A 13,534-nucleotide genomic window follows, 5' to 3' on the forward strand; every position below is an offset into this window, starting at 1 on the left:
CCAGACCCGAATCTTTTTGACCGGACCATTTTGATCAACAATGCGTTAAGACAGCGGAAATGCCAATGACAACCTTGGGCTCGCAGGAGCAATTGTACCCGGGTTCATTGGGTACTCTCGCTCAACAGGCGATATACCGAAGCGCGACCTAGCGACAAGCGGCGCGCGATTTCGGAAGGGCCAACGCCTTCCCGGCGCAATTTCTTCACGTCTTCCGCCTTCGCGCGTGCGGTTGGCTTCCGGCCTTTGTACTTCCCTTCACGCTTGGCCTTGGAGATGCCCTCTCGCTGACGCTCAAGCATCATCTCTCGCTCGAACTGGGCCATTGCGGCGAACATAGTAAGCATCAGGCGACCGGTTGGCGACTTGGTGTCGACCGCGCTTCCTCCGAAATCCAAAATTCTCAGGCCGACTTTCTTTGCTTCCAGCTGGTCTACGATCGACAGCAGGTGGGAAGTCGAGCGCGCAAGGCGGTCTATCTTAGTCACGATCAGCGTATCGCCATCGCGCAGAAAGTCGAGTGAGGCTTCTAGTTCCTTGCGATGGCTTACCGAGGAGACCTGCTCCGAAAAAAGCTTTTCCACGCCCGCTGCGCTCAGATCCCGCTGCTGTGCTAGCAGTCCGGCCTCTTGTTCGACCGTGGATGTTCTCGCATAGCCTACCAGCATCGCAGTTGCCTCATTGATATCAAGGACATCATGAGACATTTGTCTCAAAAGTCAAATGGTATGTGTATGAGACGCTGATACTTGATCTCTCGAACGTCTCACATGAGCGAGCTCTAAAAAGACAACTTGGTTGTTGAACGCTCGCTTGCCATCGGCGATGTCGCCGACTGCGCGAGTCGAGCAGCCTTTGCCGCCAAATGCGCTTGGAGCCGTCCTTGCTCGACCTGCAGGTGATATTTGCGGTGACGCGCCAGACGCCGACTACCCAGACCGTAATGTGCTTGGCACAGGGTTTGCCCAGCGGGGGCCCTTCTTCCGGGTTTGGGCATCTCCAAAAATAGGAATCCTCCCCGTCTCAATTCGTCCTTGACTTTTATGTTCTCTTTTTGTTCACTGCGACCATGCACGTCGGAGTAATCGCGAAGGGACGGCACCGTAACGCTCTGCAGTCGCCAAAAGGCCGCCCAACGCTCGAAGAATGAACGTGCATAACGGCCCTCTCAAGGAGCGACTTGATATCGCTCACTGCACCGTATGCACGCATGGTGGACCGCGATGGTAACGATGTACTTGGATGTCGAGGCCAAAGCCGAGCTGCACTCTGAAGCCGCGAAGCTCATCGTCCGCTACGATGGCCCGCTTGAGACCGTGAAGGCGCCAATGGCTACAACTGCGAGCTAGAGGCTCAGATACTCGCCATAGCCCAAAGGCATCCGGGGTAGTTTCCATTGGCTACGACGATACGCCCCCTGCGGTGGCATGCCTGGCGTGAACTTGCGAACTGTTCCAGTCCAGAAACGACATCTGAGGAAGCTTATTACGATCCCTCGTGCGACCGTCGGCAGGTCGAATTGTTCCCGGTGTGACAGGAGTGCTTTTTGGCCATGCATGACCTTATCGCGTTCATTCAAAGCAACTCTGCACTGGTGGCGGCTAACCCGCTGGCCTTTGCTACGTCTGCCGTATTGTTCGGCGGCGGTGGATTTGCCGTTGGGCGCTATTTCCTTGCGGAGCGCATTGCCAATCTGGAAAGCCGGATTGCGAGGCGCGACGAGGAGATCGCGGACCTGAAGGCCAAGCAGAAAGCACCGGAGCCGGAAAACCATGTGCCTCTATTCGAGATGACAGAAATTCTTCCCCCTGCGCCGTTCAACTTCAACCGGCTATTGGTCCAGCGGAAAGATACCCACGTCAAACAAATTTACTCTCCCAACAGAACGCACCCAGGCTGATCATAGTCACGGCCTTCGGCCGTCATGAGACCGGTGACCTCCAACCCGTCGACTGGCAGAGCGACGACTGGACAGAGCGATACGTGCTGCGACCAGACTGGTGGGCAAGCGTGCTGGCGTCATTCGCGGCCGTGCGAGGCTAACCCTTCGGTGGGTAAATATGGCGAGCCGACCACTCTTTTTTTTGGGATGGCTACGTGCCGGACTTGGAATAGCGTTCGCTTGGCCTGGGAGACCAAACATGCATGAGGACATGTTTTCATACTTGCCAGCTACTTCGAATGCTTATCCGGGGTTCTAGGGGTTGGCATCTCGTCGGCGAGTGCAGCAATGCAAACGCGCGTCGCGTAATCCCCCTAGCGGTGGAATGCGGGACAACGATCAGACAGGAACTGCCAACCCCTACTCCACGATCTTCCAATATGAGTCCTTGCGGATTACCTTTCCGTCGCGAAATGTGTAGAAGTCGCAACCTTGAACTTCCTTTTTTACGCCCTCGCGGGTGGTGCCGGTGAGGGTCCATTTCGACATGCCGGTGTTGGCAGCCTCGTCCGCAAAGTGCTGCCCATTGCCGTAATGCACATCGGGCAAACCCTCAAAGCGCGTGGCAAGCGCGTCTCGTACGCTGCGCTTACCCTCGCAGCGCGTTCCCCAAGGCTCGGGCCCCCTTGGCATCTCCAGAACGCAGTCGTCGGCAAAGAACGCCATAATGCGATCGAGATCGTGCGCGTTGAAGGCCTCGCATAGCTCCGTCAATGTGGCTCGAATGTCCATTCGCGAACGCCTCCTCGAATTCGAGTAGGTCACTGGCGGCGCATCCGGTCAAGTGTCCAGCGAGACCCCCTGCCTAATCACGATGGAGCGCGGCCTCCGCCACTCACCCCTTCTTGGCGAACGCCCAGACCATCAGCGGGTATTCCTCGTCGTTGCTGAGATCGCGCCATAGGCCGTAGGCGCGAACGGGGCCGCCGATATGGGCCCTGGCGCAGGCCTTGTTGCCCCAGCCATGGACTTTGACGTTGGCTTCCGCGAAGCCGCCCTCAACCATCAGCTGTTTGAGGCCTGCGGGCGTCCATCTGTTGTAGTCGTGCGGCCTGGCGTGCACGCGAAACAGGAAGGGCGTCGCAACCATCGCCCAACCGCCGGGTCGGGTCATGGCGTGGATGTTTTCCACCGCCGCCTGCGGACGCTGCACATGTTCCAGCACCTGGTCGGCGATGACGATCGAATACTGCTCATCGGTGCGGTGCTTGCAGATGTCGAAGGCGGGGAAATCGACCGAGCGGTAGTTGGAGCACATCGTACGCCAATAGCGGTTCCAGCCGGGCGAAATCTCGATCACGTCGGAGGCCTTGCGGTTGCCGGCTTCGAGAAAGAGCGTGAACGCCTCGATCTGGCGGATGCGCAGCCAGTTGCGGGAATCGTAACCGATGAGCCGTTTCACGGCGCGTTTGCTTTGGCTTTTCAGGGCGGCAAGGCTTGTCGTCACATCGACCTCCTCCAAAACCCGCCGCGAGGAACAGTCTAGCCCAAGCAAGTGGGCAAAAAATGACATTGATATGCGCCGCTCCTCGAAGCGGGCTGACTGAGTTAAGAAGCTGGGCCAGCGATACCTACTTAATAATCGCCGTTGTAATACCTGTCGTCGCAAGGGGCGGTGTAAATGCGGCCGCTCCGCTCCTGATACCGGCACATCTGTTCGCCGCGGCGCTGCGGCGTGGTCGAACTGCCGACAACAGCGCCCAGCAAAGCGCCTGCGCCCGCACCGATAAGCGTGCTTTCGGTGTTGCCGCCGATGGCCTGGCCGACGAGGGCACCGCCGGCGCCGCCGATCAGCGCCCCGGTTCCAGCCCGCTGCTGGCCTTCAGTCTGCGCGCAGCCTGCCAGTGCTGCGGTCATCAGCACGGCGGCGATGGCTTTATGAATGTTCATTGAGGTCTCCCTTGAGGGCTGAAATCCCTATGGCTGGCCACGTGCGGTCGCATTGCGGCGGAACGGGGGCGGGAGGTCTCACGATGTAAGACATGGTTTCTCGCTCGTTGAACGATATGGTTTTTCAATCCGGAAATAAGGCTGGGTCCCGGAGCAGCCATTCGACATAAACTGTCTGCAAATTGGTAACTAAACGGCAGGGCAGTCTCAGTAAGCTGGCGCAGAAACTTCGTGCCGGCGCAAAACGATGGGCAAAGATCCAGGCGTTCCCAAGGCTTCCTCGTTTAAGCCAAGAATCCGCGCGGCGCAGTATGTCCGGAGGTCGACCGACCTCCAGACCTATTCCATGGAGAATCAGAAGGACGCGATCAGCGACTACGCTGATGTCATGGGTTACGACATTGTCGCCACCTACGAAGATGCGGGTAAAAGCGGTCTGAGGATTGGCGGCCGCCCTGGGCTGCAACGCCTGCTGGCCGACATTGAAGCAAGACGCGGGGATTTTGAAACCGTCATTGTCTACGACGTGAGCCGATGGGGCCGGTTTCAGAACATCGACGAAAGTGCCTCCTACGAATATCGCTGCCAGATTGCAGGCGTACGAATTGAATATTGCGCGGAGCAATTCGTCAACGACGGCAGCATCGGGTCCGATGTGCTGAAGGCAATCAAGCGCAGCATGGCGGCAGATTATAGCCGGGTGCTCTCACAGAAGGTTTTCGTTGGCCAATGCCGATTGGTTAGAATGGGTTTTTGGCAAGGAGGCATTCCTGGTCTTGGCCTCAGGCGCCTGCAGCTTGATAAAGCGGGCCAACCAAAAGGCATCCTTGCTCGCTACGAATACAAGAACCTGCAGACGGACCGGATCGTCCTCGTGCCTGGACCGCCCGAGGAGATTGCTATTGTAAGGTTGATATTCGATCAGTTCGTGAGAGCGCGGAAAACACAGCTCGAGATAGCAAGGCTCCTCAACAAGCGTGGAATTGTTACGGATCTCAACAGGGCCTGGACGCGGGAATCGGTGAACCACATCATCGGCTGCGAGAAGTATATCGGCCACAACGTCTGGAACCGGCGGTCGGCAAAACTCAAGCTGAAATGGGTTTTCAATCCGCCGTCCCAATGGGTGCGCGCAGACAACGCTTTCGACGCCATTGTCGACCCAAAGATCTTCAGCCGGGCCCAAGCCAAAGTGAGAGCCCAATCTGTGCTCATGAGTAGAGAGCAGATGTTGGCTGCTCTATCCAAGCTTCTTGAAAAGCGCGGGAAGTTAACCCGCTCCATCATCGACGCGGCGCCGGAATGCCCGCCCGCCGCCCGATACAGGGCGCGCTTTGGCGATCTACTACGAACCTATGCCATGATTGCTCACACTCCGCGACGGGACTTCACGTGGTTCGACACCAACAAACACCTTCGAGCGATGCGGGCGGGCATCATTAGGGATCTGCTGACTGCAATTGAAAATGTGGGCGGACATGCTGTGCATGATGAAGAACACGACCTTATCCGTATTAACGGTGAGATGACGGTCGCTATGGCAACCTCCCGTTGCCAAGCCACTTGTTGTGGCTATCCTCGATGGGTAACAGGAATTGAGCGAAAACCTGAGCCCGACGTTTCCGTTTTAATACGGATGAATCCCGACAATCAGACAATCAGAGATTACCTAATCGCCGCCACAAACGAAATGAAATACCTGACGGCGGGTTTGACAGCAAACAATGGAGCAAAGCTCGACGCGTTTCTTTTTAAGTCGCTCAGGCCACTTGTCGCACTCGCTGAGCGCACCGCAATCCGGGAGTTGTGCTAATGGTTTCGGCCTTGGGTAATCAAACGTTGAAAAGCAGCCGAGGTAGGCACGTCAAGTTGGCGGGTGGAAAGCCGGACGAGCCGGTCGCTGCTTTCACCACCCCGCTTTTCCTGAAAACATACAAAGCTGAATGTAAGAGGAAGCGCGCCTTCATTCGTGAGGGCGACCTGATGCGACGTAGGATCGGTAGGGTCGCCAAAATTCTTCGACCCCTGCTGGCAGACGAACAAATGCGCGACCTGCTTGTTGCGCAAAATCTCGCAACATTGCCACGAACGCTGGCCGCCAGAATTCTGCATGAGACATACGATCTGGCGACTTTCGGGGCTGATGATCGGACGCCGCCGAGTGGCGTCGGCCGAGGGGAGCTGATAGGGGGCATTGTTCCTGAGGTAATTGAACTGTTCCAGGATTGTTACCTGCCGCCTAAAATCTTTGGCGTGCTGCGGAAGCTAGCTCCCACTCGACAGCTTGAAGTCACCAAGCTCATGATCGCTATGAACAGGGTGACCTATAACTACGCAAAGATGGCCGTCGCCCTGAGTACACAATCGCAGTTGGCCGATTCATCGAATCCCGGATGGAAATTTGCCCGCCTCACCGATGCGCAATTGGCGGCGTTGAAAACCGAATTCGCAGATCTTAGCAGCCGCGTTCAAAATACACTGAGGCACTACGGAGCTTGGGCCCTAGAGCACATTTCGGCAGGAAAGTATCTTAACCAACTGCTGGAAAACGTGAGCGTTGTCCGCTTCCTCGCGCGGAAATTTCCCGGGACCCTTTCTGAACTTCAGAAGCTTACAGAGCTGAGATCGGGAGATTTCAGCACATGGCATGCCGGCGTTGAAACGGCTCATCGCCGCTGACAACATGACTCAGAAAGAGAAAGCCGGGCTGGAAACGCAACTTGCAATGGCGCGGCCGTGTTGCGTGCCGGCAAACCGCTCTAGCCTTCAGAGTCATGGTTGTGCACCATAACGCGAAGCCACGATTGCAAAGCATTGTGACTACCGTGTTGTTCCTATCTTGCGCGGTTGACATTTTGGCGCCTGCGCGTCTTCGGCGTAACACTCCGGTTCTGTGTAAAACCGCTCGGGTCGAGCAGATCAGCGGTCTAGCCGCTCGCACTCATCGAGTAGACCGCCAAGCTCCAGGCAGAGATCGACGCGGCCGAGGCTGTTGGCCTGGCCGTCAATCCCCAGGCGGCGGTTGTAGGCCGTGACGGTGTCTTTCAGTTGAGAAACACGACCGGCCTTGTGACCGCTGGAGTAGGCGAAACCAGCGATGCAAATACTAGCAGCGATTGCAAGCGCGGCTGTCTTGGCGTTCATTGGGATTTACGCCTCTCGAATCAATTTGGGGAGAATTCGATCATGGAAGACAGTTTGACCGAATTGGCAGCGCGACTCCAGGCGCAATGGAAGACGTGGGCTCCCGCGATTGGCCTTGGGGTTGCCGCTGCCGTTGGCATGATTTGGACAGTCTATCTGCCGATAGTAGGGCTTCGCCATCTGCTCGGGTATAATTAAACCATCGTTTATGTCTCAAATCCTCAGCCCAACTGATGGCCTAACTGGCTATCCACGTCCTGTTGAGTAAGCTTCCAACACCCGCGATGTGCGCAGATATCTTCGCGGGTCAGCGGCGGCCAGGTAAGCAGGAGCGGAGGGCCTGCCAATCAATACAGCTACATTCGGCTACTACTCGATTTTTAGCCGCACAGATTCAGCACGCCCTGCCACCTTGTCGATAATCATGGCTTAGCTGACCAGGCCATCTCGCCTGGCAGTTGCGAGCAGTTAGATCTTGTGCAACTCTTCAAAGTTGGGGGAGTGGCAAATGTATAGCCAAAGGGTGTTGTCTTCAGGGGCTTTGCTCCTCTTTTCTGCCTGCACATCCGACTACTTGAACAACTATGATACGGTGACGCTCGCTGCCGGCGACGCGAACCACGCCAACATGCTTCTGCAGGCGGTCGATCCATTCAACCCACACAGCAACAACACCCACATCGAAAGCGACGGGCAGCGGATAGCCGGCGTGGTTCAACGGTATCGCGGTACGACTTTGGCGCCGCCGGCTTTTGGCGGCACGGTCGTGAATGTCGGCGATAGTGGCCAACATCCCTGCGATCGCCGAACCCAAACTGACAGCGCGGGAAGGGCATGCGGCGAGCGAGCTGCCGAGGCCAAGCCTGGCGGTCGAACCGGCCACGAGACAGACTAGCGATGGCTCGAATTGGTAAATCCGCCAGACGAATGAGGGCCACCGTGCCTTTGCGGCTTGTTTTCGTGACGGTGGCGGCGACAGTTGCCTTCGTCACGCAATTCGCCGTGCAGCACAGCGAAGGTTCCTCTGAGCTTCACGTTTCCAACTGGATCGGACGTACTCCGGAGCCGATAGCTGGTGTCGCCTCAATCATAGACGGCGACACGATCGAGATCCACGGGCAGCGGATCCGCTTCAACGGCGTCGACGCTCCCGAGGCAGCCCAGCAGTGCGACGACGCTAAGGGCGTTCGCTACCGGTGCGGCGCGAAGGCCGCGGCAACGCTCGACAGGTTCCTGGCCGCCTCGAGGCCGCTCACTTGCGCCTTTGTCGCGTGGGACCGCTACAACCGCTTTGTAGGCGACTGCAGGCGTGCCGATGGCGCCAGCGCCGCCGCCTGGATGGTCGAGCATGGCCAGGCGCTCGACTGGCCCCTGTACAGCGGTGGCGCCTACGCAGCGCAGCAGGCGAAGGCCGAGGCGGTGAAGATCGGGCTGTGGGCCGGAAAGTTCCAAGCGCCGTGGGAATGGCGCGCCGGGCATGGAGACAATGCCCGCCCCGCGGTGAGCGAGCCCCTAGGGATCACCAATCGACAGGTAGCGCAAAGCTATTCCTGTCAGCGGCGGCGGAAATGTTCTCAAATCAGCTCGTGCGACGAGGCTCAGTGGTATCTCAGCAACTGTCCGTGGGGCGGCAAACTGGACCGTGATGGCGATGGGGTGGCGTGCGAGACGCTCTGTTAGTGAATGGCAATCGGTCGCGAGCTTTTCGCGGACCGGATTTGGAAGGGAGGACTACTACAATGGGAATGGCTCGACGAGCCGCGGTTCCGGCTTTGTTAGCCTTTCGCTTGCAAGCGCCTCATGCGCGACTTGATTTGGCACGAACGGCCCAAGCACAAGCCGCTCTTCCTTCTGGTGGATAAGACCCGCAGTCGCCTCGCAATGGTGCGATCACTCCGCGCGAGGAAAGCCGGGCGGCCTTATGGAGCCCTCGCAGATGGTTGAACAAGCCTAATCTACTTGTCGACGAATTTTCGTGAATTCGACAAGTGGCAGGCTTCCCTCGTAAACCCCCAGCGGCACGGTCTCTTCTCGGGTGGCAAGTGTGGTCGCACCAGCAACGCGTGCCTTGGCCTCGCCATCGTAGGGGATAGCAATCGCTTCGCCACCTTGGTGACCAACCAGATACACATCGGGATGGGTCTGGGCCGTAAATGATCTCATCTTACAGCCAACGAAGCGGTAACCGTCTACTTCCGCTTCCCGACAACTGACATCGCTGAACTTGCCCGGATCAAAGAAGGCGTCTTTCCCTGATTGAAGGCGAGCGAGGTATTCTAGCTCAACAGCATTCCGCACCCTTTGCACTTGATTATCAGAAATATTCGAAACGCCGTCCAGTCTGACCTGGACCAATCCGGTTAATTTGTTACGCTTTTCAGTGGCTTCGCTTTCGCACGCGGTGCCCCATTCGTTTTCTGAAGCTGCGGCATCCCAATCGTCCCGTGACACGCCCAAAGCCTTGCTCAGTTTGTCATCAACCTTCTTGACGCGCTTCTCAATCCACGCTCGGCGCTTATCCCATTTGCCGTCTGAACCATCCTCGGCGAACTGCTTGTTTGCCTGGCTCCTAATCACATCATACTGAGCGACCGTGTCACAGTATCCTTGAGGTGGAGCAGTGCCTAATTTTGTAGCGGCATATGAGACACCCACCACATTCGCGGCGACAACGATAATCCCTAACCTCAATTTCAGCATTACACCCCGGCCCCAGATTTAGCCGGACTTTCAGCCCGGAATTATTCCAGAGTACCGAATTTTGGTACGGAAATCAAATGATTGGCGTATTACAGGTCGGTTCTGCGCGTGCAAAACCGCTTCCATGATACGTGCATGGGTTTGAAGGAAGCATTTGGAAATCGGATCAAGTCGTTGCGTCGGGAACGTGGCTTGACGCAAGACGCGTTGGCTTTCCGAGCGGAGAGGGCGGTTGATACGATTTCACTAATTGAACGTGGGATTAACTGGCCGAACGCCGAGACCGTGGAGAAGCTTGCTGAGGCGCTGGATGCAACGATCAATGAGCTGTTTGACGACCTAATGCTTCCATCGGATACTCACGCGGATGACAGGCTGGCGATTGGCAGGGATATGCTGAAGAAGCTGAATCACAACGAATTAGAACTAGCGCTGGTGATGCTAAAAGCGATTCAGCAGAAAAAGCCGTGAGCGAAAACTTTTCATAATGAATCGCATTTTGGTCAGCAGCAACGCTGCCGAATGGCCGCGTGGATGTTCAGTTGTGGCTCTTCGTTCGCCCCGTGCGTGAGAGAATCTCGTGCGCAGTTAGTCCCTTTCTAGCAAGCCGTCCGGTCGTCTGCTGAGAAAGATTGAATTCTGGAAAGTCTCTTTTTAGAAGTCCCCACAGGTCGCAGGTCGGCACGCTCGTTCGAAGATAGCGGACCTTACTGCTATTGCGACGATTTCTTAGATTTTCCCGCCTGGTAGCGAGTCTAAGGTTGCCGATTTCGTAGTGACCATCATTGTCAATTCGATCGATATCAAGTCGACCCAACGACGTGCCCTTCAGAATGCCGAGAACGTGTTGGACGAATTCTTCGCGTGAAATGCGGCACTCTATTCCGCGATGCCCATAGTTTCTGCACAGCGGGTTTGAAGAGTCGCGACGGCATCTTTGTTTGATGGCATCATATCTCTTAGCCAGGCGGGCAGCATCCCGGCTGGCACCGTACTTTAATTGGCGCTGACAGATGCAATTGCGAATTTTGCCGCTTGCAAGGTTATCCACCAACACGCTTTTCCGCATTCTGCAGGCCGCGCAGGATGTCCTAGCTACGAGCCGCGAATTTGCGTCTCGAAATACAGTAACGATCCGCAGCATTCCAAATTCCTTCGCCCTGAGTTCGTTTCTACGTTCAACAAGGTCGATTGCGCGAGGGTGAGATTGACCACGAGGAAATCCAGGTAGATTTGCCATATTGGGAGTTCTCCTTTTACCAGTCTTAAGGAGGGGTGATTCTCTTGCGCCGTCTACTACCCAGTCGAAATTTTGATCGCCTTCGCTTGGAAGCGCAGCATCTCCCTTTCCTCTGGTGGGAGGGCTGCGAACTGGGACAGCGTGAGGCCGTTGGCGGCGGCTGCGGTAGCCGAGTGGATGTCACCGCCGTTGCGGTAGATTTCCAGCATCACCGGGTCTTTGGACATCCACGCCAGAATGCGTAACTCGATCTGCGACAAGTCGGCTTCGAGGATGACCCAGCCGTCCGGTGCTTTGAACACGCGGCGGAATGCCTTCACCACTTCCTTCATGTTCCCCTTGCCGCGCTTGGGGAAGTTCTGCGCATTGGGGTCGCGGGATGACGATCTGCCAGTGACCGTGGCATGTAGCAGGAAGCTCGGGTGGATCATCCCCTCATGGATGTACTTCCAGAAGCCGGTCGCCTCTTCGGTGACTTCGACGCCCCGGGCGTTGGTGATAATCCGGTCGGGATGCCCGACGTAGGTTGAGCGCATTTTGGATAGGCGTTGGTAGTCGATCAAGTCGGCGACGAACGGGCCGTGCTTGGTGTGCCCGGTGAAGTAGGGCAGGTGTTCCTTGGCGGAGGTCGAGGGGACGCGCTGGCTTTCGTCCTTGAGCTTCATCGTGCTCTTGGTCCAGACCCGGGGCTTGAGACGGAAGCCGTCTTCCCCGAACAGGGTGTCAGATACGAGAGCCGCACGTGAGAACTTGAGCCCGTTATCTCTGCCGGTGTCGGCGTCCACCTTGCCAGTCGAGTCCGCCTTATGCCAACGCACACAAGTGGCTGACGTGACGACAGCAGCAGTGATCGCGTTCAGATGCGGCTGGCGTTGGCTATTAGATGCCGGGTGTCGATCCCCTCGTAGCGAACTAGTTCGACAGCCTGGTGCAGTCGCTCGATCGTTTGACCTTGACCATAACGGCTATCCATTGCTCCCTGTGCACGCCACCCGTTTAACGCCTCGCGAATTTCCAGCTCGACGGACGCGTTCCTGAGGGCGTCGTTGAAGTTGTTTCGGAAGCTGTGAAAAACTAACCGACGAGCCTGCCACACTCCAGCGAACTCGGCATCGTATCGAAATCTCTTCGAATAGACATCCGATGGCTTCTCGCCTTTCTTCCCGAGCGCTTCTGGAAATAGCCGCTGATCCTTCGACGCGTCCGCCCAAGCCAGAAACCCCGCCTGAATAAGCAAGCTATGGATCGGAATGTTGCGTATGGCGTTGGTCGTCTTCACGCGCTTGGCAAAAACTTTGCCTTCGTAAAACCCATGCTCCTGGTCAGTAACTCGAATGTAGGCGATACCGTCGCTTGAACGGCAGATATCAGCTTTCTCCAGCTGCAATATTTCGTTCATTCGCATGCCGGTCCAGAGAGCGAGAATAGGAGCCCAATAACGATGTCGCATGGGCAGGTTTGGACCTGGAGTGTGACAGCCGTGACCGTCATCGACGCAACCCGTGAACAGCGGCAGCTGGAATAGCTTATTCAAATCAGAGACGCTGAACGGTTGATAAGTGTTCCCTTTCGCGATGAACTTCTTTGTTCGCGGGATAGTCACCTTGAGCCCGTCCCAAGGATTGGTGGATATCCAATCTTCCTGAACCGCCAGGTCAAAAGCGCTCTTCAAAATCGCAACATGCTTTTGTGCCTCGACGGGTCGATTTGCGTAGGCTCCGGTCTTGTCGCGAAACATTTCTGCCGCGTGCTCAAGAGTGGCTTTTGGGTAGTGCTGCGCAGCGTGAGCAGGTACTTTCGGAAAGAAGTTCATAAGCTCACGACATTTGTCGCGGCTAATATCGGATAGCGCGTGAGTTTCGCCCAAAAATTCTTCGAGGGCGCGTAAGGGGATACGATATTGGGATGACCGTGATCTGGTAACGCCTGTCTTTGTTGATAAGAAAAGTGTTTTCAGATCCGTGATCGTCTTGGCGTTAGCCTGGCTGCGCACCTGAGTTTGGATCGGATGGATCTGCACCTCAGAAAACAGGTGATCACGAACAGGAGCCAGTGTACCCAGGTTCAACGAACGGTACCTCCGGTCGGCGAGATCAAGGTCAGCCCGCTCTATAAGTCGGCACAACAACTGGAATGGCTTGTGTCCTATCAAGGCACTTGGCCACCCTTTTGGGGATGAAATTCGGTCCGCATCTTCTCGCGACAGAATGCCTTGGCTCACAAGCAACTCAAGCGCCTTAGGATCGGTCCTGACCTCGTCTCCAGAAAACGCGCGGCGCGCTACCAAGAATGCTTCGCCGGCATCGGACAGCAGATCGGGAAAACTCGGCTCATCTTTAAGGGCGACGTAATCGCCTCGAAGCAGGTTTCGCCGATGCCGATCCGCATAGTATGCGATTGCAATCTGCTGTGCTTGCGTTGGCGTAAGGCTCAATCCGTCAGGCTCATACGGTTCAGACACACCCGATGCTAGCGCTCCCTTGAACGCATTGAGCTTTGCATCGGTCGTGACGGCGAACACATTGCCCTGCTCTTTTATCTCAGCCGCCGTTCTACCCCTGACCCGCTCCACGAACGCGGTTTTACCCGCGACGGGATGAAGAAGCAGAGGGATATTG

The 13,534-nt window shown here is 56.5% G+C and carries 14 protein-coding genes; 6 read left to right on the top strand and 8 right to left on the bottom strand.

Going from position 1 to position 13,534, the window contains the following annotated elements:
• Nucleotides 1-104: 104 nt before the first annotated feature.
• Nucleotides 105-668 (bottom strand): recombinase family protein, encoded by a 564-nt coding sequence (locus tag EN749_RS06015; RefSeq protein WP_128362755.1) that lies wholly within the window; start codon nt 666-668, stop codon nt 105-107.
• Between the two features lie 884 nt (nt 669-1,552).
• Between EN749_RS06015 and EN749_RS06025 the strand changes: the two genes are divergently transcribed.
• Nucleotides 1,553-1,900: a hypothetical protein gene (locus EN749_RS06025; RefSeq protein WP_128362744.1), complete on the top strand. Its 348-nt coding sequence runs from the start codon at nt 1,553-1,555 to the stop codon at nt 1,898-1,900.
• A 402-nt stretch (nt 1,901-2,302) separates the two neighbouring features.
• Here EN749_RS06025 and EN749_RS06035 read toward each other — a convergent pair whose 3' ends face one another.
• The 3 genes from EN749_RS06035 to EN749_RS06045 all read right to left on the bottom strand — a co-directional run bounded on the left by EN749_RS06035 (nt 2,303) and on the right by EN749_RS06045 (nt 3,832).
• On the bottom strand, nt 2,303-2,674 hold the full coding sequence (locus EN749_RS06035; RefSeq protein WP_128362745.1) for a nuclear transport factor 2 family protein: 372 nt from the start codon (nt 2,672-2,674) through the stop codon (nt 2,303-2,305).
• A 103-nt stretch (nt 2,675-2,777) separates the two neighbouring features.
• Nucleotides 2,778-3,389 carry a methyltransferase domain-containing protein gene (locus EN749_RS06040; RefSeq protein ID WP_128362746.1) on the bottom strand — a complete coding sequence of 204 codons (612 nt, stop codon included), beginning with the start codon at nt 3,387-3,389 and terminating at the stop codon, nt 2,778-2,780.
• A 128-nt stretch (nt 3,390-3,517) separates the two neighbouring features.
• Nucleotides 3,518-3,832 (bottom strand): YMGG-like glycine zipper-containing protein, encoded by a 315-nt coding sequence (locus EN749_RS06045; RefSeq protein WP_127384873.1) that lies wholly within the window; start codon nt 3,830-3,832, stop codon nt 3,518-3,520.
• 247 nt (nt 3,833-4,079) lie between these two features.
• Between EN749_RS06045 and EN749_RS06050 the strand changes: the two genes are divergently transcribed.
• Both EN749_RS06050 and EN749_RS06055 read left to right on the top strand, forming a co-directional pair.
• Nucleotides 4,080-5,645, top strand: a complete 1,566-nt coding sequence (locus EN749_RS06050; protein WP_128362747.1) for a recombinase family protein — start codon at nt 4,080-4,082, stop codon at nt 5,643-5,645.
• Entirely contained in the window at nt 5,645-6,511 is an 867-nt protein-coding gene (locus EN749_RS06055) for a plasmid partitioning protein RepB C-terminal domain-containing protein (protein WP_128362748.1), read from the top strand. The genes EN749_RS06050 and EN749_RS06055 overlap by 1 nt, the downstream gene beginning before the upstream one ends.
• Before the next feature lie 240 nt (nt 6,512-6,751).
• On the opposite strand, the gene EN749_RS06060 is transcribed toward EN749_RS06055, so the two are convergent.
• Nucleotides 6,752-6,976, bottom strand: coding sequence for a hypothetical protein (locus EN749_RS06060; protein ID WP_128362749.1), 225 nt, complete (start codon nt 6,974-6,976; stop codon nt 6,752-6,754).
• Between the two features lie 508 nt (nt 6,977-7,484).
• Here EN749_RS06060 and EN749_RS06065 point away from each other — a divergent pair.
• Together EN749_RS06065 and EN749_RS06070 are read left to right on the top strand one after the other, a co-directional pair.
• Nucleotides 7,485-7,871 (top strand): hypothetical protein, encoded by a 387-nt coding sequence (locus EN749_RS06065; protein ID WP_128362750.1) that lies wholly within the window; start codon nt 7,485-7,487, stop codon nt 7,869-7,871.
• A gap of 2 nt (nt 7,872-7,873) precedes the next feature.
• On the top strand, nt 7,874-8,656 hold the full coding sequence (locus EN749_RS06070) for an excalibur calcium-binding domain-containing protein (RefSeq protein ID WP_128362751.1): 783 nt from the start codon (nt 7,874-7,876) through the stop codon (nt 8,654-8,656).
• A gap of 270 nt (nt 8,657-8,926) precedes the next feature.
• Here the strand turns inward: EN749_RS06070 and EN749_RS06075 are convergent, their stop codons facing one another.
• Entirely contained in the window at nt 8,927-9,676 is a 750-nt protein-coding gene (locus EN749_RS06075) for a hypothetical protein (protein ID WP_128362752.1), read from the bottom strand.
• A 135-nt stretch (nt 9,677-9,811) separates the two neighbouring features.
• Here EN749_RS06075 and EN749_RS06080 point away from each other — a divergent pair, with 135 nt between their 5' ends.
• On the top strand, nt 9,812-10,147 hold the full coding sequence (locus EN749_RS06080) for a helix-turn-helix transcriptional regulator (protein ID WP_128362753.1): 336 nt from the start codon (nt 9,812-9,814) through the stop codon (nt 10,145-10,147).
• Between the two features lie 825 nt (nt 10,148-10,972).
• Here the strand turns inward: EN749_RS06080 and EN749_RS06085 are convergent.
• Together EN749_RS06085 and EN749_RS06090 are read right to left on the bottom strand one after the other, a co-directional pair.
• Nucleotides 10,973-11,701 (bottom strand): DNA polymerase, encoded by a 729-nt coding sequence (locus EN749_RS06085; RefSeq protein ID WP_128362754.1) that lies wholly within the window; start codon nt 11,699-11,701, stop codon nt 10,973-10,975.
• Between the two features lie 71 nt (nt 11,702-11,772).
• The coding region (locus tag EN749_RS06090; RefSeq protein ID WP_145990884.1) for a site-specific integrase at nt 11,773-13,534 on the bottom strand (1,762 nt) is incomplete at its 5' end.

It is taken from the genome of Mesorhizobium sp. M7A.F.Ca.ET.027.02.1.1, assembly GCF_004022985.1.
GTDB lineage: Bacteria > Pseudomonadota > Alphaproteobacteria > Rhizobiales > Rhizobiaceae > Mesorhizobium.